Below are 20,043 nucleotides of genomic sequence, written 5' to 3' on the forward strand. Positions count from 1 at the left end.
GTTTTCGTGACGACAGATGCCTATATGCACAACTTGCGGGCCGTTCCTATCGGCCCGTGACAGATGCGCCCGTCAAACCTGGAGAACGGTCAGCGGAGGACGGCGGAGCCGATCGCGCCCATCCGCTCGGCGAACTCGGCGCGCTCGGACGGCGCCAGCGCCCGCTCGTAGACGGCGGCACTGAGCCGGTCGGTGATCTCCTCGGCCTCCGCCCGCCGCGGCTTCAGCGGCGCGCAGTCGGGGAGGTCGCCCTGCCAGCCGAGGAAGCGCGCGGTGTCCGGCCCGTCCTGGGTCAGGATCGCCTCCAGCGGCGACAGGCCGACCGCGGTCGTCGCGACGAGGTGCAGCCCGCCGCGCAGCTCCCGCAGCACCTGCACGAGCTGCATCAGCCGGGCCGGCCCGCTCTCCGGCAGCGGCTCGGCGCGCCAGCCGCAGAACAGCGGCAGCCCGGACCCCTCGGCCGCCCCGGCGACGCGCTCGGCGAGCTCGCAGAGGCGCGGGTCGTCCGGCAGGTGCTCCTCGCCCCAGGCCGCGCAGCCGAGCGTGTACCGCCGCGCCGCCTCGCGCGCCCCGGCGACCGCCACCCCCTCGTCCCACTGGACGCGGACGAACCCGGGCTCGAACCAGCCCAGCGCGGCGGCGACCACGCCGGCGTCCACGTCGCCCAGCACCCCGCCGCGCCCGGCGAAGTAGAACGCGAACGGGTTGGCGTACCCCTGCTCGGCCCCGTGCTCCGCCGTCCGCCGGGACAGCATCCACCGCGAGCCGACATCGTGGATGATCGTGTCGGCCGCGCGGACCGTCTCCGCCGCGCTCAGTTCTCCCATGCTCCGCCTCCCGGATCCTCGTCGCCGAAGTAACCGGCAGGTTACTGGCCGGCCGCGGCGGCCCCCACCCCGGGTCCCGGGGGCCGGCAGTGTTGACATTCGGGCGAGTTAGCGCAAACATTCGGCCTGTAACGATGGGACGGCGCGGGGAGGCGATGTGGCCGCCGAATCACCGGAGGCGCCCGACGGCCGGCGGCTGGCGGTGATGGAGGACGTGGCCGCGATGGCCGGCGTCTCGGCGATGACCGTGTCGCGCGTCCTGAACACCCCCGAGAAGGTCCGCCCGCAGACGCGCGCCCGGGTGATGGCGGCCGTGCAGGCCCTCGACTACCGGCCGAACTCGGCGGCCCGGGTGCTCGCCACCGGCCGGTCCGGAGTGCTCGGTGTGGTCAGCTTCGACACCACGCTGTACGGGCCGGCGTCAACGCTGTTCAGCATCGAGCAGGCCGCCCGCGAGCACGGCTACACCGTCAGCATCGTCAGCCTGAGCTCGCTGAACCGGCGCTCGATCGGCGAGGGCGTGGAGCGGCTCCGCGCCCAGTCCGCCGACGGGATCATGGTCGTGGCCCCGCACGAGTCGGCGGCCGACGGGCTGAAGGAGTTGCCGGCCGACACCCCGCTGGTCGCGGTCGGCGCGGGCGGCGACGTGCCGTTCCCGGTCGCCGCGGTCGACCACCGGGCGGGCGCCGAGCGCGCGGTCCGGCACCTGCTCAGCCTCGGGCACGAGACGGTCGTGCACCTGGCCGGCCCGGCCGACTGGGTGGACGCGACCGGCCGGGTGGAGGGCTGGCGGGCGGCGCTGCGGGACGCCGGGCGCGACCTCCCCGAGATGCCCGCGGGCGACTGGAGCGCCCGGTCCGGCTACGAGCACGGCCGGCAGATCGCCGCCGACCCCGACGTCACCGCGGTGTTCGCGGCCAACGACGCGATGGCGCTCGGTCTGCTGCGGGCCTTGCGCGAGGCCGGCCGGGACGTGCCCGGCGACATCAGCGTCGTCGGCTTCGACGACGTCCCGGAGGCCGCCTACTTCCCGCCGCCGCTGACCACCGTCCGGCAGAACTTCGCCGAGGTGGGGCGGCGCGCGTTCGGCCTGCTCCTGGACCGGATCGGGGGAGGCCCCCCGCCGGCCGGGAAGGCCGCCGCGGCCCGCCGCGTCGTCGAACCCGAACTCGTCGTCCGGGAGAGCACCGGGGTGCGCCGCCGGACCTGATCTCGTCCCGACCGGGCCACGGCTTCTGCCACCGCCAAGATGTTAGCGCTAACAAGGAGTGGACATGCCAGAGTCTCCTCCGGGGGCGGCCCCCGAGACCCCCGGCGCGGAGCGCTCGGACCCGGGCGGGGCGATCGCCGTGCTCCGCACGGAGCTCGCCGCCCTGCACCGGATGCTCGTCGAGAGCGGCCTCGTGGTGTGGACGGCCGGGAACGTCTCCGCCCGCGCCGGCGAGGACGCCTTCCTGATCAAACCCAGCGGCGTCCCGTACGAGGACCTCACCCCGGACGCGATGGTGCTGTGCGACCTGGACGGCGAGCCGGTCGGGGAGGCGGCGCTCGCGCCGTCCAGCGACGTCTACGCGCACGCGTACGTGTACCGGCACCGCCCGGACGTCGGGGGAGTGGTCCACACCCACTCGACCTACGCCACCGCGTGGGCGGCGCGCGACGAGCCCATCCCGTGCGTGCTGACCGCGATGGCCGACGAGTTCGGCGGCGAGATCCCCGTCGGCCCGTTCGCGCTCATCGGCGGCGACGACATCGGCCGCGGCATCGTCGAGACCCTCGACGGGCACCGCAGCCCCGCCGTCCTCATGCGCAACCACGGCGTCTTCACCATCGGCGCCGACGCCCGCGCCGCGGTCAAGGCGGCCGTGATGTGCGAGGACGCGGCCCGCACCGTCCACGTGTCCCGCCAGCTCGGCGAGCCGCTGCCGATGGCCGCCGGCGACGTCGACCGGCTCTACGACCGCTACCAGAACGTCTACGGGCAGAAGGGCCGACCATGAGCTTCCCGAACCGCGAGATCTGGTTCCTCACCGGCAGCCAGGGCCTGTACGGCGAGGACACCCTGCACCAGGTCGCCGCCCAGTCCCGGGAGATCGCCGCGCGGCTCGGCGAGGCGCTCCCCGTCGCGCTGACGTGGAAGCCCGTGCTGACCGGCGCGGACGCGATCCGCCGCACCTGCCTGGACGCGGGCGCCGACGACTCCTGCATCGGCGTGATCGCGTGGATGCACACCTTCTCCCCGGCCAAGATGTGGATCGCCGGCCTGGACGCGCTCGGCAAGCCGCTGCTGCACCTGCACACGCAGGCGAACGTCGAGCTGCCCTGGCGGACGATCGACATGGACTTCATGAACCTCAATCAGGCCGCGCACGGCGACCGGGAGTTCGGGTACGTCCAGGCACGGATCGGCGTCGCCCGCAAGACCGTCGCCGGGCACGTCGGCGATCCGGCGGTCGGGGCGCGCGTCGCCGGGTGGGCGCGGGCCGCGGCCGGGTACCACGAACTGCGCACGCTGCGGCTCGCCCGGTTCGGCGACAACATGCGGGACGTCGCGGTCACCGAGGGCGACAAGGTCGAGGCGCAGCTCCGGTTCGGCGTCTCCGTCAACACCTACGGCGTGAACGACCTGGTGGAGGTGGTGGACGCCGTCCCCGACGACGACATCGCCGAGCTGGTCAAGGAGTACGAGGACGTGTACGACGTGGTCCCCGCGCTGCGGGCGGGCGGCGAGCGCCACGACGCGCTCCGCTACGGCGCGCGGATCGAGCTCGGCCTGCGGACGTTCCTGGACGGCGGCGGCTTCCAGGCGTTCACCACGAACTTCGAGGACCTCGGCGGGCTCCGGCAGTTGCCCGGCCTCGCCGTCCAGCGGCTCATGGCCGACGGCTACGGCTTCGGCGGCGAGGGCGACTGGAAGACCGCCGCGCTGCTGCGGACGCTGAAGGCCGCATCCGCGGGGCTGGCCGGCGGCACCTCGTTCATGGAGGACTACACCTACCACCTGGAGCCCGGCAACGAGCTGATCCTCGGGGCGCACATGCTGGAGGTGTGCCCGTCGATCGCCGCCGGCCGCCCGGCGCTGGAGATCCATCCGCTCGCCATCGGCGGGCGGGAGGACCCGGTGCGCCTGGTGTTCGACGCCGAGCCGGGCCCGGCCGTGGTGGCCGGCCTGGCCGACATGGGCGACCGGTTCCGGCTCGTCGCCAACGAGATCGAGGTCGTCGCGCCGCCGGAGCCGCTGCCGAATCTGCCGGTCGCCCGTGCGGTGTGGCGCCCGCTGCCGGACCTGCGCACCTCCACCGAGGCGTGGCTGACGGCGGGGGCGCCGCACCACACCGTGCTGTCCGCCGCGCTCGGCGCGCAGGAGCTGGACGACCTCGCCGAGATGGCCGGGGTCGAGCTGCTCACCATCGACGCCGGCACCACCCTGCGGCAGTTCACCAAGGAGATCCGCTGGAACCAGGCGTACCATCGCCTGGCCCGCGGCCTGTAACCGGCTTTCTGCGAGGAGGAGCCATGAGCGCGGACGAGCGCTACGTCGTCGGCGTCGACTTCGGGACGCTGTCGGGCCGGGCGGTGCTCGTCCGCGTCCGGGACGGCGCCGAGGTCGGCGACGGGGTGCACGAGTACGACCACGGGGTCATGGACAGGGAGCTTCCGGGCGGCGCGGCGCTCGGGCCCGACTGGGCCCTCCAGGCGCCGGGGGACTGGCTGGACGTGCTGCGCTTCGCCGTGCCGAAGGCCCTCGCCGTCGCCGGGGTCCCCGCCGCCCAGGTCATCGGCATCGGCACCGACTTCACCGCGTGCACGGTCCTGCCGACCACCGCGGACGGGACGCCGCTCTGCGAGCTGTACCCCGACCGGCCGCACGCCTGGCCGAAACTCTGGAAGCACCACGCCGCGCAGCCGCACGCGGACCGGATCAACGCCCTGGCCGCCGAGCGCGGCGAGCCGTGGCTGCGCCGCTACGGCGGCAAGATCTCCTCGGAGTGGGAGTTCGCGAAGGGGCTGCAACTCCTCGACCAGGACCCCGACCTGTACGACCTGGCCGAACGGTGGATCGAGGCCGCCGACTGGATCGTCTGGCGGCTCACCGGCCGGGAGTCGCGCAACATCTGCACGGCCGGCTACAAGGGCATCTACCAGGACGGCGGCTACCCGTCCCGCGAGTTCCTGGCCGCGCTCGACCCCCGCTTCGCCGGCTTCCCCGCCAAGCTGGGCCACGACCTGGAGCCCCTCGGCGGCCTCGCCGGCACGCTGACCGCGGAGGCCGCCGCCTGGACGGGCCTGCCGGAGGGCATCGCGGTCGCGGTGGGCAACGTCGACGCGCACGTCACCGCCGCCGCGGCCGACGCCGTCCGGCCCGGCCGGATGGTCGCGATCATGGGGACGTCCACCTGCCACGTCATGTCGTCGGACCGGCTCGCCGAGGTCCCCGGCATGTGCGGCGTCGTCCAGGACGGCATCGTCCCGGGCCTGTGGGGGTACGAGGCGGGTCAGTCCGGCGTCGGCGACATCTTCGCCTGGTTCGTCGACACCTGCGTCCCCGCCGCCTACCATCAGGCCGCGGCCGCCGCCGGGCGGACCGTCCACGAGCACCTCACCGCGCTCGCCGAGCCCCAGCCGGTCGGGCGGCACGGCCTCGTCGCGCTGGACTGGCACAACGGCAACCGGTCGGTCCTGGTCGACCACGACCTGTCCGGCCTGATCGTCGGGCAGACGCTCGCCACCCGGCCCGAGGACGTCTACCGCGCGCTCATCGAGGCGACGGCGTTCGGCACCCGCATGATCGTGGAGACGTTCGAGGGGTCGGGCGTCCCCGTCGAGGAGCTCGTCGTCGCGGGCGGCCTGGTGAAGAACACCTTCCTCATGCAGGTGTACGCCGACGTCCTGCGCCGCCCGCTGTCCCTGATCGGGTCGTCGCAGGGCCCGGCGCTCGGCGCCGCCATCCATGCCGCCGTCGCCGCGGGGGCGCACCCCGACATCACCTCGGCCGCCGCCGCGATGGGGCGCCGCGTCCCGTCCGCCTTCGTCCCGGACCGGGCGCGGGCCGACGCCTACGACTCCCTCTACGAGATCTACCGGTCGCTGCACGACCACTTCGCCGACGGCGCGATCATGCACCGCCTCCGCGCCCTGCGCTAGATCCGGTACGGGGCGGCGGGGCCGGTGCTGCGGCGCACGATGAGCTTGCTCGGCACGAGCTTGGGCGCGTCCGGCGCGGCCCCGGCCCCGGTGAGCTGCGCGATCAGCAGCTCGACGCAGTGCCGGCCGAGGGCGGTGAAGTCCTGCCGGACGGTGGTGAGCGGCGGGGTGAGGAACGCCGCCTCCGGGATGTCGTCGAACCCGATCACGCTGACGTCGTCCGGCACCCGGCGGCCGCTCTCGTGGATCGCCCACAGCAGCCCGAGCGCGATCTGGTCGTTCGCCGCGAACACGGCCGTGACGCTCCGGTCGGCGGCGAGGACCCGGCCGCGCTCGTAGCCGGACCGGGCGCTCCAGTCGCCGGGCGCGCACCCCGGGACGTCCGCGCCCGCCTCGGTCAGCGCGTCCCGCCAGCCGCGGGTCCGCTCGTTCGCCTCCGACCAGTCGGCCGGGCCCGGCAGGTGGTGGACGGTCCGGTGCCCGAGCTCCAGCAGGTAGCGGGTCGCCTCCCGCGGCGCGAGGTAGTGGTCGGCCGACACGGTCGGCACGGCCGCCCGCGGGCCCAGCAGGACGGTCGGCAGGTCGTCCGGCAGGTGCCGCAGCGCCTCGTCCGCCGGGACGTGCCCGGGGATCATGATGATGCCGTCCACGCCCTGGTCGCGGAACCGGTCGACCGCCCCCGCGACCGCGCCGTGCCCCGGCGACTCCAGGCTCGCGACGCTGGTGAAGAAGTCGGCGGCGCGGGCGTTGCGCTCGATCGCCGCGATGATCGAGGCCGGGCCGAACAGCGCGGTGTCGAAGCTGACCACGCCGAGCGTCCGGGACCGGCCGGTGGCGAGGGCGCGGGCCGCCGCGTTCGGCCGGAAGTCCAGCTGCGCCGCCGCGGCCAGCACCCGGTCCCGGGTCTTCTGGCTCACCATCGGATGGTTCTTGAAGACCCGGGACACGGTCTGGTGGGAGACGCCGGCGAGCCGGGCGACGTCCCGCAGGCCGGGCCGGGCGGGTGGCGTGGCGGTCATGTCCCTCCGGAAGATACCGGGTCGCCCGTCCCGCGGCCGGGTGCTCAGCGCGCCGTCCCGCTGCGCCGCTTGGCCCAGATGTCGAACGCGACCGCCGCGAGCAGCACCAGGCCCTTGATCAGCATGACCCGCTCGCTCGGCGCGCCGAGCAGCGACATGCCGTTGTTGATCACGCCCATGATCAGCCCGCCGGTGATCGCGCCGATCACCTTGCCGACGCCGCCCTGCACGGCCGCGCCGCCGATGAACGCCGCCGCGATCGAGTCCAGCTCGAAGTTCGTCCCGGCGGTCGGGCCGGCCTGGTTCAGGCGCCCGGCGAACACCACGCCGGCGATGGACGCGAGGACGCCCATGTTGACGAACAGCCAGAACGACACCGACTTGACCTTGATGCCGGACAGCTTGGCCGCGAGCGGGTTGCCGCCGAGCGCGTAGAGGTGCCGTCCGAACACGGCCCGGTTGGTCACCAGCGTGTAGCCGAGCACGAGCACGCCCAGCAGGACGAGCACCCACGGCATGTTCTTGAACCGCGCGAGCTGCACGGCGATGAACATGACCACGACGACCGCGAGGGCGTTCTTCAGCGCGAACACCGCGAGCGGCTCGACCCTCTGCCCGTAGCCGATGCGCCCCTGCCGGTTCCGCCATCCGAGCCCGACGTACCCGCCGACCAGCGCGAGCGCGACCAGCAGGGTGAACAGGTCGGCGCCGCCGAGCGGCCCGAGCGCGATGTTGCCGAGGTAGCCGGACAGGAAGCCGTTGGCGATCGTGCGGACCTCGTCGGGAAACGGGCCGATGCCCTGGTTGCCGAGGACGGTCAGGGTCAGCGCCCGGAACACCAGCATCCCGGCCAGCGTCACGATGAACGCGGGGATCTCGAAGTAGGCGATCCAGTACCCCTGCCACGCCCCGATCGCGGCGCCGGCGAGGATCGTCAGCAGCACCGCCAGCGGCCACGGCACGTCGTGGTTGACCATCAGCACGGCCGAGACGGCGCCCGTCACCGCCACCACCGACCCCACCGACAGGTCGATGTGCCCGCCGATGATGATCAGGATCATCCCGATCGACAGGATCAGGATGTAGGAGTTCTGCACGATGATGTTCGAGATGTTCTCCGGCGACAGCAGCCGCCCGTCGGTGAGCACCGCGAACAGCGCCACGATCAGCGCGAACGCGATGTAGATCCCGCTCTGCCGCAGGTTCACCGGCAGGGCCCGGCCGGGGGCCGGCCGCTGCGCCGGAGGCGGGGACACGGCCTTGTCGGCCGGCGCCACGCTGCTCATGTCCTGGTCTCCTCGGTCTGGGTCATGTACTGCATCAGCCGCTCCGGCGTCGCCTCCGCCCGGCTCACCTCGCCGGTGATCCGCCCGCCCGCCATCGCGTACACGCGGTCGCAGATCCCGATCAGCTCGGGCAGCTCGGAGGAGATCACCAGCACCGCACGGCCCTGGTCGGCCATCCGGTTGATGATCGAATAGATCTCGTACTTCGCGCCGACGTCGATGCCGCGGGTCGGCTCGTCCAGGATCAGCACGTCGGCGTCGGTGAACATCCACTTCGACAGCACGACCTTCTGCTGGTTGCCGCCGCTGAGCTGCCCGGCCGGCGTGAGGACGTTCGGCGTCTTGATGTTCATCTCCTTGCGGAACCCCTCCGCGACCTCGTACTCGCGGTTGTCGTCCACCCAGCCCGCCTTCGCGAGGCCGCGCAGCCCGGCCGCGGAGACGTTGCGCTTGACGTCCTCGATGAGGTTCAGCCCGTACTTCTTGCGGTCCTCGGTCGCGTACGCGAGGCCGTGCCGGATCGCGTCGCTGACCGTCCGGACCGCGATCTCCCTGCCGTCCTTGTAGATCCGGCCGGTGATCCCGATCCCGTAGCTGCGGCCGAAGACGCTCATCGCGAGCTCGGTCCGGCCCGCGCCCATCAGGCCCGCGAGCCCCACGATCTCGCCGCGGCGCAGCATGAGGCGGGCGCCCTGCACGACGGTCCGGCCCCGCTGGGTGGGGGAGTGGACGGTCCAGTCCTCGATCCGCAGCACCTCGTCGCCGATCTCGGGCACGCGGTCGGGGAACCGGTGCTCCAGGTCGCGGCCGACCATCCCGGAGATGATGCGGTCCTCGGACACGTCGCCGCTCATGTCGAGCGTCTCGATCGTCCGGCCGTCCCGCAGGATCGTGGTCGAGTCGGCGATCGCGCGGATCTCGTTCAGCTTGTGCGAGATGATCACGCAGGTGATGCCCTCGTCCCGCAGCCCGCGCAGCAGGTCGAGCAGGTGCGCGGAGTCGGCGTCGTTGAGGGCCGCGGTCGGCTCGTCCAGGATGAGCAGCTTCACCCGCTTGGACAGCGCCTTGGCGATCTCCACGAGCTGCTGCTTGCCGACGCCGAGGTCCATCGCGGGCGTCACCGGGTTCTCGTGCAGCCCGACCCGCTCCAGGAGCTTCGCGGCGTCGGCGTTCGTCCGGTTCCAGTCGATGAGCCCGAGCCGTCCCCGGCGCTCGTTGCCGAGGTAGATGTTCTCCGCGATCGACAGGTACGGGCTGAGCGCCAGCTCCTGGTGGATGATGACGATCCCGTGCTGCTCGCTGTCGCGGATGCCGGAGAACCGGCACGGCTCGCCCTCGAACTCGATGTCGCCGCTGTACTCGCCGTGCGGGTACACCCCGGACAGCACCTTCATCAGTGTCGACTTGCCGGCCCCGTTCTCGCCGCAGATCGCGTGGATCTCGCCCCGCCGCACCTCCAGGTTCACGTCCTGCAGGGCCGTGACCGCGGGAAAGGTCTTGGTGATGCCGCGCATCCGCAGTATCGCCTCGGTCATGGTCGTCCTCCGGTGGAGCGGGCGGGCGCCGAGGTGCGCGCCCGCCCGGGTGGCGCTACTGCAGCTGGTTCGCGGTGTAGTAACCGGTGTCGATGAGCTGCTGCTTGTAGTTGCCCTTGTTCACGATCACCGGGTTCAGCAGGTACGACGGCACGACCTTGACGCCGTTGTCGTAGTCCTTGGTGTTGTTGACCTCGGGCTTGTTCCCCTTCAGCACGGCGTCGGCCATCTTGACCGTGACGGAGGCGAGCTGCCGGGTGTCCTTGTAGATCGTCGAGTACTGCTCGCCCGCGATGATCGACTTGACCGAGGCGACCTCGGCGTCCTGCCCGGTCACGATCGGGTACTTCTGGCCGCCCGTGCCGTAGCCGCTGGACTTGAGCGCCGACAGGATGCCGATCGACAGCCCGTCGTAGGGGGACAGGACGCCCTGCACCTTCGTCCCGCCGCCGTAGTAGCGGGTGATGAGGTCCTCCATGCGCTGCTGCGCGCGCTCCGCGCTCCACCGCAGCGTCGCGATGGTCTTGAAGTCCTTCTGGCCGCTCTTGATGACGAGGGTCCCCTTGTCGAGGTACGGCTTCAGGGTGTCCATCGCGCCGTTGTAGAAGAACGTCGCGTTGTTGTCGTCGGGGGAGCCGGCGAACAGCTCGATGTTGAACGGGCCCTTGGCCGTCCCCTCCGAGCCGTCCTCCTTCTTCAGCCCGAGCCCGACGAGCAGCGACGTCGCCTGCTGGACGCCGACCTTGTAGTTGTCGAAGGTGGCGTAGTAGTCGACGTTCGGCGAGTTGCGGATCAGCCGGTCGTAGGAGATGACCGGGATGTCCTTGTCCGCCGCCGCCTGGAGCTGCGTGGTGAGCGCGGTGCCGTCGATGGAGGCGATGACCAGCAGCCGGGCGCCCTTGGTGATCTGGTTGTCGATCTGGTTGGCCTGGGTGGGGATGTCGTCCTGGGCGTACTGGAGGTCGACCTTGTAGCCGAGCTGCTCCAGCTGCTTGCGGACGTTGTCGCCGTCGTGGATCCAGCGCTCGGACGAGCGCGTCGGCATCGTGACGCCGACGAGGGCGCCCGCCGCGGACTTGTTCTGGGCCTTCTCCTTGTCGACGGTTTTCTCCGCCGACCCGCACGCGGTCATGCCGAACGCGAGGCCGAGGCCCAGCGCCAGGGTGACGAGCTTCCTACGCTTCACGTCTCACCTCGGGGGTGGTGCCGGTGTCCCGGGACACACTGTTACCGGTCACACTTCCATGTCAAGAGCCCGCTGTGCGCCGCGTCACCGCCGTGACCGCCCGCCCGGACGAACTCGCCCATCGATTGTTAGCGTTATCACTCCGCGCGTCAACACTCCGGCGGCCCCCGATCCGGCCGGGCGGCCTTGAGCAGTCAAAACAGGCCGAATCAGGCCGATGTCCAGGGGCGACTCTTGACAGTGCGGATGGTTAACGCAAACATCGGCGTGCGTTCGCTCGCACCGGGACGAGTTCCATCTCGACGTGGGGCCGCCGCGTTCCGGCAGGCCGTGGCCGCGGCCGGGGTCCCCGACGACCGCGTCCACTTCGAGCTGTTCGACGGCGGGCACGGCGCCATCGAGTACCGCCACCCCCTCGCGATCACGTGGCTCAGCGGCAGACCGGCCGGCTGACCCGGCGGCCGGTCCCGGACGGTTCGGGAAGGCGTGCCGGTGGGGCCGAACCGGACGTTCCCGCCGCGCGTACGAGCTAGGGGGGTGGTCCCCGCGGGACCCACACGTCGGGACTCTGAATGGACAGCGATTCGTGGAACCAGCGCAGGGCGGCCGGTGTGGGTGAACGGGCGGGTGGCGCCGCCCAGTGGGCGCGGCTTCTGGACGGGCTGGAGACCGACTGCGGGACCTGTGGGGGGACGGGCACGACTCCGAACGAGCGGTGGGTGGAGTGGCACCGGCGGGCCGGCGAGCTCGTCGCGGTCGCCCAGGCCGCGCGCCGCGCCCACGAGCTGCGTCCGGCCCATGGCGCGGTCCCGGTCACGGTGCCGGACCTGCCGCTGGCGGGGGAGCCCGCCATCGTGACCGCCGTGGAACGCGCCATCGACGATCACATGAGGGCCCGCCCGGCCGAGCCGGAGGAGGACACCTGCCCGGCCTGCCGCGGGCTCGGCCGGGAGCTCACCGCCGCCGGGCGCGAGCTCGCCGACCTCCTCGCCCGGCACGGCTTCGTCCGCCGGACCGGTCCCGGCGGGGCGGGCGGCCCGGACTGAACGGGGGTCAGCGCCGCGGTCGCGGCGGGGTGCCGAGGAGGATCTCCAGCATGCGGTCCTGCGGATCGGGGTCCGTCCCCGGGACGAGGTAGCCGCCGGCCCAGGCGCGCAGCATCAGCAGTGCCCGCAGCCGCGCCTCCTCGCCGTCGAAGCCGAGGCCCTCCAGGCAGGCGGAGATGTGCCCGAGCAGCGCCCGGTCGGCGTGCCGGACGGCCTCCTCGGCGGCCGGCTCGTGCTGCGCCCACAGCCGCATCGCCCGGTCGACCGGCGCGATCTCGCGGCCGAGCGCCTGGATGCGGCGCAGCCGCTCGCGCGGGTCGGCGGTGCTGCCGAGGGCGAGCCCCAGCACCTCGTCGGTCCGCTCGTGCGCCCACCGGTCCAGCAGCGCCCGCATCAGCTCGGGGCGGTCCTTGAAGTGCCAGTAGAAGCTGCCCTTGGTGACGCCCAGCCGGGCCGCGAGCGCGGCGATCGTCACGGCGCGCTCGCCGGCGCGGGCCAGCTCGCGGTACCCGGCCTCGATCCAGTCGCGCCGCGCCACCCTGGTACGGGCCGTCATCGCACCACCATTTCCCCCGCCCGGGACGCCGTCACACGAGGACCACCGAGCCGGGGTCCAGCCCCAGCTCGATCCTGCCGTACAGGGTGTACGCCGCGTCCGGGTCGAACACCACGTGCCCGGAGATCGTATTCACATCGCGCTGCGCCCGCTGGAACGGGGAGCTCGTGAACTGGGCGCTCGCCCCGGCCGCCGAGCACAGCTCGTTGACGACGCGGCGGGACGTCCCGGCCACGTGCGCGGCGACGAGCCGGGCCCTGGCCCGCAGGCGCAGGTCGCAGGCCCCGCCGGCGACGGCCGTGACGACGTCGCGGAGCGCGTCCTCCAGCAGCAGGCGGGCGGCGGCGAGGTCCGCGCCGGCCTGCGCCAGCCGGATCTGCGCGCCCGCCAGGTCGCGCTGCCGCTCGCCGGAGTACGCCATCACCCGCCCCCGCATCCGCTCGGCGAACCGCGCCAGGACCCCCTCCGCCACCCCGAGCACGGGCGCCGCGCCGGTCAGGGCGAACACCGGCACCAGCGGGGTCCGATAGAGGGCGCCGGGGTGGACGCGCGACCCGGGCGAGCGTCCCTCGGCCAGGTCCTTGAGCGGCACCGACCGGTGGGCGGGGACGTGGACGTCCGCGACCTCGATGTCGTTGCTGCCGGTGCCCCGCATCCCGCTGGTGTGCCAGACGTCGTGGACGGTCACCTCGGCGCGGGGCAGCAGGAACAGCCGCGGCTCGATGCCGCCGTCCGCGGTGACCAGCGCCATGACCATGACGTGCCCGGCGTGCATCACCCCGCTTCCCCACGACCAGCGCCCGGTGACCCGGTGTCCGCCGTCCACCGGCTCGGCGGAGCCCGTCGGCGCCAGGACGCAGGGGATCAGCGCGTACGGCCGGTCCGCCCAGACCTCGGCCTGCGCCTGCTCGGAGAAGAGCGCGGTCATCCAGTTGTGCAGCGTGTAGATGACCGCCAGCCATCCCGTCGAGGCGCAGCCGGCGCCCGCCTCGCGGCACGCCGCCGCCATGGTCTCGAAGTCCCCCTCGCCGCCGCCGAACCGCCGGGGCACCAGCATCTGCAGCAGCCCCGTGCCGGCGAGGTCGGCGATGGTCGCGTCGGGGAGCCGCCGCGCCTCCTCGGCGCCCTGGGCGCGCTCGGACAGCACCGGCGCCAGCTCCCGCACCCGGCGGACGATCTCGTCTCCGTACTCCATGGTACGGAACCATACTCCAAGGTATGGTACGCGCGCGCGTTCCCCCCGCCGTGCCCATCGGCCCTGGTCCGAGGGACCTTCGGCTCTGCTCCCGCCCGCCCGCGTCCGGTCGTCTGGAGATGAGGGAGGGAGAAGAGATGCAGACCACGAGGAGCACGGTGCGGGACGACATCCTCCGGGCCGTCGGGGACGCGGTGTGGGGGCCCTCGGTGCACAACACCCAGCCGTGGCGGTTCGGCGTCGCCGGGACGCGGATCAGCCTGCGCGCGGACCCCGACCGCCGGCTGGACGTCGCGGACCCGGACGGCCGCGAGATGCTGATCAGCTGCGGTGCCGCCCTCTACACCCTGCGGCTGTCGCTGCGCGCGCTCGGGTACGCGCCCGTCGTCACGATGCTGCCCGACCCCACCCGCCCCCACCTGCTGGCCGACGTCGACCTGGAGCCGGGCGAGCCCGCGGACCGGCAGACGCTGCTGGCGCACGCGCAGATCGCCCGGCGCCGCAGCCACCGCGGCGGGTTCCGGGCGGACCCGGTGCCCCCGGAGGTGCTGGACGCCGTACGGTACGACGCCGGGCACGAGGGCGCACGGCTGATCGAGGCCGTCGACCCGCACGTCACGAACGCGCTGGCCGCCCTGACCGACGCGGCCGAGCACGTCCAGCAGCGCTCGCCGGCGTACGCGGCGGAGATCGCCCGCTGGGCGCCGTCGCCCCGCACGTCCCGCCAGGACGGCGTCCAGGAGCGCGCCTATCCGCAGACCGTTCCGCAGACCACGCCGAACTTCGCCGCCCGGGACTTCGCGCGCGGCCACGGCTGGGGTGTGCCGAGCACTCCGGACGCGGAGGCGGCGGGAGTCGTCCTGCTCCTGGTGACACCCGCCGACACGCCGTCCGACTGGCTGCGGGCGGGGCAGGCGCTCCAGCGCGTCTGGCTGCGGGCCACGGAGAGCGGGCTCTCGGTGGCGCTCCACTCCCAGGCGTTCGAGGTGCCCGAGCTGCGGGAGTTCATCCGCGCCCGGTTCTGCGCGGGCGGCCGGCCGCAACTGCTGCTCCGGCTGGGCGTCGCCGACGCGGAGGCACTGGGGACCGTGCGCCGGCCGGTCGAGGAGGTCGTCACCGAGGAGACGTGACCCCGCGCGGGACGAAGGTCCCTAGCGGCGCCCGGCGGCGTCCAGCAGGGTGAGATCCGGCGGAGATCGATCATGATTGCGCGGTTCCGGACCCGGGAAGGGCCACCGGAAGCGGCCGGACGGCGGAAAGCGGGAAGGCACTGTGGCGGAGATACGGCGGGAGCGCACTCCCGTACCGGCGCGTCCGGGACGGGCGGCGCCGGCGCGGCCCATGGTCATGCTGGTGATGGCCACGGCCGGGTTCGCGGTGAACTTCTGGGCGTGGGCGCTGCTCAGCCCGCTCGCCCCGCGGTTGAAGGAATCGCTGGGGCTGTCGTCGTTCGAGCAGTCGCTCCTGGTGGCCGTGCCCGTGGTGGTCGGGTCGCTCGGGCGGATCCCGGTCGGGGCGCTGACCGACCGTTTCGGCGGCCGGGTCATGTTCCCGCTGGTGTCGGTGGCCACGATCGTGCCCGTCCTGTACTTAGGGCTGGCCGGGAACTCGTCGCTTCCGGCCCTGCTGGTGGGCGGCTTCTTCCTCGGCGTCGGCGGCACGGCGTTCGCGGTGGGGGTCCCGTTCGTCAACGGGTGGTTCCCGCCCGAGCGGCGCGGGTTCGCGGTCGGGGTGTTCGGCGCCGGCATGGGCGGGACGGCGATCAGCGCGCTGACGACCGTGCGGCTCGTCGACGCGCGGGGCACGGCGGCGCCGTTCGTGCTGACGGCCGCGCTGCTGGCGGCCTACGCGGTGGCGGCGTGGTTCGTGCTGCGGGAGGCGCCGGGGCGGACCGCGCCCGCCGAACCGGTGGCGAAGCGGCTCGCGGCGACGGCCCGGCTGGGCGTGACGTGGCAGGCGTCGGCGCTGTACGCCGTGCTGTTCGGCGGTTACGTGGCGTTCTCGGTTTACCTGCCGACGTACCTGAAGACCGAGTACGGGCTGTCGCACGCCGACGCGGCGAACCGGATGGCGGGCTTCGTGCTGCTGGCCGTGCTGATGCGGCCGATCGGCGGCTGGCTCTCCGACCGCGCCGGCGCTGTGCCGGTCCTGGCGGCCGGCCTCGCGGTGACGGTGGCGTGCGCGGCCGTGCAGTCGTTCGCGCCGCCGCTGAAGCCGCTCGGCACCATCGCGTTCCTGGCGATGGCGGCGGCCCTCGGCGCGGGCAGCGGCGCGACGTTCGCCCTGGTGGCGAGGCTGGCGCCGGCGAACATGGTCGGCTCGATCACCGGCGTGGTCGGCGCCGCGGGCGGTCTCGGCGGGTTCGTCCCGCCGCTGGTGATGGGCACGATCTACGGCGCCTACGGGTCCTACGCGTTCGGCCTCGCGCTGCTGGCCGTCGTGGCGGCCGCCGCCGCGCTGTTCACCGGGACGGTCGTGCGGCGCGCCGCGGCCGGCCGCCGGGCCGCGGTCTGAACCCGGCCCGGATCACGACGAGAGGAAGGGTGGCGGAGGGGTGACTTCGACCGAGGGCCGGCCGGGCCTGGACGGCCCGCTGGAGGACGCGCTGGTGAGCACCCGCAGGTTCTTCACCCGCGCGCGGGTGTCGCCCGACCTGCGGACGATGACCAGGAAGGGTGGGCGGCAGGCGGACGCGTTCTACCGGGACCGCTGGTCGCACGACAAGGTCGTGCGCTCCACGCACGGGGTGAACTGCACCGGATCGTGCTCGTGGAAGGTGTACGTCAAGGACGGCATCATCACCTGGGAGGCGCAGCAGACCGACTACCCGTCGGTGGGCCCGGACCGCCCCGAGTACGAGCCGCGGGGCTGCCCGAGGGGCGCGTCCTTCTCCTGGTACACCTATTCGCCGACCCGGGTGCGGTACCCGTACGTCCGGGGCGTCCTGCTGGAGATGTACCGGGAGGCCAGGGCGCGGACCGGTGATCCGGTCGAGGCGTGGGCCGCCGTCGTCTCCGACCCGGAGAAGGCCCGCGCCTACAAGGAGGCGCGGGGGCGGGGCGGCCTGGTGCGGGCTTCCTGGGACGAGGCGACGGAGATGGTCGCCGCCGCGCACGTCCACACCATCAAGGAGTTCGGACCGGACCGTGTCGCGGGGTTCTCCCCGATCCCGGCGATGTCCATGGTGTCGCACGCGTCGGGTGCCCGGTTCGTGTCCCTGGTCGGCGGGACGATGCTGTCGTTCTACGACTGGTACGCCGACCTCCCGGTGGCGTCCCCGCAGGTGTTCGGCGACCAGACCGACGTGCCGGAGTCGGGCGACTGGTGGGACGCCGGCTATCTGATCATGTGGGGGTCGAACCTGCCGGTGACGCGGACCCCGGACGCGCACTGGATGACCGAGGCCCGCTACCGGGGCCAGAAGGTCGTCGCGGTCTCCCCGGACTACGCCGACAACGTCAAGTTCGCCGACGAGTGGCTGCCCGCCCGGCCGGGCACGGACGGCGCCCTGGCGATGGCGATGGGGCACGTGATCCTCAAGGAGTTCTTCGTCGACCGGCAGGTGCCGTACTTCACCGACTACGTGAAGCGCTACAGCGACCTGCCGTTCCTGGTGCGCGTGGAGGAGCGCGACGGTGTCCGCGTCCCGGGCAAGTTCCTCACCGCGGCCGACCTGCCGGGAGCCGAGGCGGAGTCGGAGAACGCGGCGTTCAAGACGGTGATCCTGGACGCGGTGACCGGGCATCCGCTCGTCCCGAACGGGTCGCTGGGCTTCCGCTACGGCGAGTCCGGCGAGGGCCGGTGGAACCTCGACCTGGGCGGCGCGGACCCGCTGCTGTCGGTCGAGGGCGGGGACGCCGTCGAGGTGAGCCTGGCCTGTTTCGACGGCGTCGACGGCTCGCCGGGAACGCTCCGCAGAGGGGTGCCCGTCCGGAACGTCGGCGGCCACCTGGTCACGACGGTGTTCGACCTGCTGCTCGCCCAGTACGGGGTGGGACGGGACGGGCTGCCCGGGTCGTGGCCGTCCGGGTACGGCGACGCGTCCGAGCCCGGCACCCCCGCCTGGCAGGAGGGCATCACCGGCGTCCCCGCACAGGCCGCCGAGCGGATCGGGCGCGAGTACGCCGCCAACGCCGAGGAGTCCCGCGGCCGCTCGATGATCATCATGGGCGCGGGGACGAACCACTGGTTCCACTCCGACACGATCTACCGGACGTTCCTGGCGCTGACCACGCTGACCGGCGGGCAGGGCGTGAACGGCGGGGGATGGGCCCACTACGTCGGGCAGGAGAAGTGCCGCCCGGTGACGGGGTGGGCGCAGCTGGCGTTCGGGCTGGACTGGTCCCGCCCGCCGCGGCAGATGATCGGCACCGCGTTCTGGTACCTGCACACCGACCAGTTCCGCTACGACCGGTTCGACGCGGGCACCCTGTCGGCCGCGACCGGCGGCGGGCGGCTGGCCGGGAGGTCCACCGCGGACGTGATCGCGCAGGCGGCCCGGCTGGGCTGGATGCCGTCCTACCCGACGTTCGACCGCAACCCCCTCGACCTCGCCGACGAGGCGTCGGCTGCGGGCAAGGACGTCGCCGCGCACGTGGTCGACGAGCTGAAGGCCGGGCGGCTGGCGTTCGCCTGCCAGGACCCCGACGCCCCCGAGAACTTCCCCCGCGTCCTGTCGGTCTGGCGGTCGAACCTGCTGGGGTCGTCGGCCAAGGGCAACGAGTACTTCCTCAAGCACCTGCTCGGCGCGGCGTCGGCGGTGCGGGCGGAGGAGGCGCCCCCGGACGTCCGGCCCGAGGAGGTCGTCTGGCGGGACGAGGCCCCGGCCGGGAAGCTCGACCTGCTGCTGTCGCTGGACTTCCGGATGACCAGCACCACCGTCTACTCCGACATCGTGCTGCCCGCCGCGACCTGGTACGAGAAGCACGACCTGAACACCACCGACATGCACCCCTTCGTCCACTCGTTCAACCCGGCGATCGCGCCGCCGTGGCAGACCCGCAGCGACTGGCGGGCCTTCCAGGACATCGCCGCGCAGTTCAGCCGCCTCGCCGGGGCGCACCTGGGCGTGCGCAGGGACGTCGTCGCGATGCCGCTGCTGCACGACACGCCGGACGAGATGGCCACGCCGCACGGACGCGTCCTCGACTGGGCCAAGGGCGAGTGCGAGCCCGTCCCCGGCGTGACGATGCCGAAGCTCGTGACGGTCGAGCGCGACTATCCCGCGGTCGCGGCGAAGATGACCGCGCTCGGCCCGCTGGCGGAGCGGCTCGGCGCGACGACGAAGGGTGTCACCTTCCAGCTGGAACGCGAGGTCGAGTACCTCAAGCACAAGAACGGCGTGGTGCGCGGCGGGCCGGCCGACGGCCGCCCGTCGCTGCGGCGGGACGTGCACGCGTGCGAGACGATCCTGGCGCTGTCCGGCACCACGAACGGGCACCTCGCCACCCAGGGCTTCCGCACGGTGGAGCGGCGCACCGGGCGGCGCCTCGCCGACCTGGCCGCCGAGCACGAGGGCAAGCGGATCACGTTCGCCGACACCCAGGCCCGCCCCGTCCCGGTCATCACGTCCCCGGAGTGGTCGGGGTCGGAGAGCGGCGGGCGCCGGTACTCGCCGTTCACGATCAACGTCGAGCGGCTCAAGCCGTGGCACACCCTCACCGGGCGGCAGCACTTCTACCTCGACCACGACTGGATGGCCGAGCTGGGCGAGCAGCTCCCGGCGTTCCGGCCGCCGCTGAACATGGCCGCCCTGTTCGGCGAGCCCGAGCTGGGCGAGACGGGCGAGCTGGGGCTGACCGTCCGGTACCTCACCCCGCACAACAAGTGGTCGATCCACTCGGAGTACCAGGACAACCTGTTCATGCTGTCGCTGTCGCGCGGCGGCCCGGTGATCTGGATGAGCGGCGTCGACGCGGCGAAGATCGGCGTCCGCGACAACGACTGGATCGAGGCGGTCAACCGCAACGGCGTCGTCGTCGCCCGCGCGATCGTCTCCCACCGCATGCCCGAGGGCACCGTGTACATGTACCACGCGCAGGACAAGCTGATCGACGTCCCGCGGGCGGAGGCCTCCGGGCGGCGCGGCGGCATCCACAACTCCCTGACCCGGCTGCTGATCAAGCCGAGCCATCTCATCGGCGGGTACGCGCAGCTGTCGTTCGCGTTCAACTACCTCGGCCCGACGGGGAACCAGCGCGACGAGGTCACCGTCATCCGCCGCCGCTCCCAGGAGGTGACCTACTGAC

General features: G+C 73.1%; 16 protein-coding genes. 9 read left to right on the plus strand and 7 right to left on the minus strand.

Translation table 11 applies throughout. The features are described from left to right. Positions 1–89: 89 nt before the first annotated feature. Positions 90–827 (minus strand): hypothetical protein, encoded by a 738-nt coding sequence (locus ABGB11_RS12825; protein ID WP_347632183.1) that lies wholly within the window; start codon positions 825–827, stop codon positions 90–92. A 205-nt stretch (positions 828–1,032) separates the two neighbouring features. Here ABGB11_RS12825 and ABGB11_RS12830 point away from each other — a divergent pair, with 205 nt between their 5' ends. The 4 genes from ABGB11_RS12830 (at position 1,033) to araB (ending at position 5,972) form a co-directional block, all read left to right on the plus strand. Further along, positions 1,033–2,037 (plus strand): LacI family DNA-binding transcriptional regulator, encoded by a 1,005-nt coding sequence (locus tag ABGB11_RS12830; RefSeq protein WP_347632430.1) that lies wholly within the window; start codon positions 1,033–1,035, stop codon positions 2,035–2,037. 64 nt (positions 2,038–2,101) lie between these two features. Next, entirely contained in the window at positions 2,102–2,827 is a 726-nt protein-coding gene (locus ABGB11_RS12835) for an L-ribulose-5-phosphate 4-epimerase (RefSeq protein WP_347632185.1), read from the plus strand. Next, a complete protein-coding gene (gene araA, locus ABGB11_RS12840) occupies positions 2,824–4,320 on the plus strand; it encodes an L-arabinose isomerase (RefSeq protein WP_347632187.1) in 1,497 nt (498 codons plus the stop codon). Before ABGB11_RS12835 ends, araA begins: the two co-directional genes overlap by 4 nt. 23 nt (positions 4,321–4,343) lie before the next feature. After that, entirely contained in the window at positions 4,344–5,972 is a 1,629-nt protein-coding gene (araB, locus tag ABGB11_RS12845; RefSeq protein ID WP_347632189.1) for a ribulokinase, read from the plus strand. Here the strand turns inward: araB and ABGB11_RS12850 are convergent. The 4 genes from ABGB11_RS12850 to chvE are packed head-to-tail and all read right to left on the minus strand — an operon-like array spanning position 5,969 to position 10,998. Next, entirely contained in the window at positions 5,969–6,991 is a 1,023-nt protein-coding gene (locus ABGB11_RS12850) for a LacI family DNA-binding transcriptional regulator (protein WP_347632191.1), read from the minus strand. The genes araB and ABGB11_RS12850 overlap by 4 nt on opposite strands. A 44-nt stretch (positions 6,992–7,035) precedes the next feature. Beyond that, positions 7,036–8,277, minus strand: a complete 1,242-nt coding sequence (gene mmsB, locus ABGB11_RS12855; RefSeq protein ID WP_347632193.1) for a multiple monosaccharide ABC transporter permease — start codon at positions 8,275–8,277, stop codon at positions 7,036–7,038. Next, positions 8,274–9,812 (minus strand): multiple monosaccharide ABC transporter ATP-binding protein, encoded by a 1,539-nt coding sequence (mmsA, locus tag ABGB11_RS12860; protein ID WP_347632195.1) that lies wholly within the window; start codon positions 9,810–9,812, stop codon positions 8,274–8,276. The genes mmsB and mmsA overlap by 4 nt, the downstream gene beginning before the upstream one ends. Positions 9,813–9,867: 55 nt before the next feature. Then, positions 9,868–10,998 carry a multiple monosaccharide ABC transporter substrate-binding protein gene (chvE, locus tag ABGB11_RS12865; RefSeq protein ID WP_347632197.1) on the minus strand — a complete coding sequence of 377 codons (1,131 nt, stop codon included), beginning with the start codon at positions 10,996–10,998 and terminating at the stop codon, positions 9,868–9,870. Between the two features lie 267 nt (positions 10,999–11,265). On the opposite strand from chvE, the gene ABGB11_RS12870 reads away from it, so the two are divergent. Further along, positions 11,266–11,451: a hypothetical protein gene (locus tag ABGB11_RS12870; protein WP_347632199.1), complete on the plus strand. Its 186-nt coding sequence runs from the start codon at positions 11,266–11,268 to the stop codon at positions 11,449–11,451. 119 nt (positions 11,452–11,570) lie between these two features. Next, positions 11,571–12,044, plus strand: coding sequence for a hypothetical protein (locus ABGB11_RS12875; protein ID WP_347632201.1), 474 nt, complete (start codon positions 11,571–11,573; stop codon positions 12,042–12,044). Positions 12,045–12,051: 7 nt separating this feature from the next. On the opposite strand, the gene ABGB11_RS12880 is transcribed toward ABGB11_RS12875, so the two are convergent. Both ABGB11_RS12880 and ABGB11_RS12885 read right to left on the minus strand, forming a co-directional pair. Further along, positions 12,052–12,600, minus strand: a complete 549-nt coding sequence (locus tag ABGB11_RS12880; protein ID WP_347632203.1) for a TetR/AcrR family transcriptional regulator — start codon at positions 12,598–12,600, stop codon at positions 12,052–12,054. A gap of 31 nt (positions 12,601–12,631) precedes the next feature. Next, positions 12,632–13,795 (minus strand): acyl-CoA dehydrogenase family protein, encoded by a 1,164-nt coding sequence (locus ABGB11_RS12885; RefSeq protein ID WP_347632205.1) that lies wholly within the window; start codon positions 13,793–13,795, stop codon positions 12,632–12,634. A gap of 137 nt (positions 13,796–13,932) precedes the next feature. Between ABGB11_RS12885 and ABGB11_RS12890 the strand changes: the two genes are divergently transcribed. The 3 genes from ABGB11_RS12890 (at position 13,933) to ABGB11_RS12900 (ending at position 20,042) form a co-directional block, all read left to right on the plus strand. Then, positions 13,933–14,925, plus strand: coding sequence for a nitroreductase family protein (locus tag ABGB11_RS12890; protein WP_347632207.1), 993 nt, complete (start codon positions 13,933–13,935; stop codon positions 14,923–14,925). A 142-nt stretch (positions 14,926–15,067) separates the two neighbouring features. Continuing rightward, entirely contained in the window at positions 15,068–16,309 is a 1,242-nt protein-coding gene (locus tag ABGB11_RS12895; protein ID WP_347632209.1) for an MFS transporter, read from the plus strand. A gap of 94 nt (positions 16,310–16,403) precedes the next feature. Continuing rightward, the gene (locus tag ABGB11_RS12900; RefSeq protein ID WP_347632432.1) at positions 16,404–20,042 is read left to right on the plus strand and encodes a nitrate reductase subunit alpha; all 3,639 of its coding nucleotides are present in this window, start codon (positions 16,404–16,406) and stop codon (positions 20,040–20,042) included. Position 20,043: the final 1 nt, after the last annotated feature.

Source organism: Actinomadura sp. B10D3 (assembly GCF_039871695.1).
In the GTDB taxonomy this organism is placed as follows: Bacteria; Actinomycetota; Actinomycetes; order Streptosporangiales; family Streptosporangiaceae; genus Spirillospora; species Spirillospora madurae.

Coding starts and splice junctions, on each gene's coding strand:
- ABGB11_RS12825 (WP_347632183.1), bottom strand. CDS start 827: ATGGGAGAACTGAGCGCGGCGGAGACGGTCCGCGCGGCCGACACGATC.
- ABGB11_RS12835 (WP_347632185.1), top strand. CDS start 2,102: ATGCCAGAGTCTCCTCCGGGGGCGGCCCCCGAGACCCCCGGCGCGGAG.
- ABGB11_RS12850 (WP_347632191.1), bottom strand. CDS start 6,991: ATGACCGCCACGCCACCCGCCCGGCCCGGCCTGCGGGACGTCGCCCGG.
- araA (WP_347632187.1), top strand. CDS start 2,824: ATGAGCTTCCCGAACCGCGAGATCTGGTTCCTCACCGGCAGCCAGGGC.
- mmsB (WP_347632193.1), bottom strand. CDS start 8,277: ATGAGCAGCGTGGCGCCGGCCGACAAGGCCGTGTCCCCGCCTCCGGCG.
- ABGB11_RS12890 (WP_347632207.1), top strand. CDS start 13,933: ATGCAGACCACGAGGAGCACGGTGCGGGACGACATCCTCCGGGCCGTC.
- ABGB11_RS12885 (WP_347632205.1), bottom strand. CDS start 13,795: ATGGAGTACGGAGACGAGATCGTCCGCCGGGTGCGGGAGCTGGCGCCG.
- mmsA (WP_347632195.1), bottom strand. CDS start 9,812: ATGACCGAGGCGATACTGCGGATGCGCGGCATCACCAAGACCTTTCCC.
- ABGB11_RS12830 (WP_347632430.1), top strand. CDS start 1,033: ATGGAGGACGTGGCCGCGATGGCCGGCGTCTCGGCGATGACCGTGTCG.
- araB (WP_347632189.1), top strand. CDS start 4,344: ATGAGCGCGGACGAGCGCTACGTCGTCGGCGTCGACTTCGGGACGCTG.
- ABGB11_RS12875 (WP_347632201.1), top strand. CDS start 11,571: ATGGACAGCGATTCGTGGAACCAGCGCAGGGCGGCCGGTGTGGGTGAA.
- ABGB11_RS12880 (WP_347632203.1), bottom strand. CDS start 12,600: ATGACGGCCCGTACCAGGGTGGCGCGGCGCGACTGGATCGAGGCCGGG.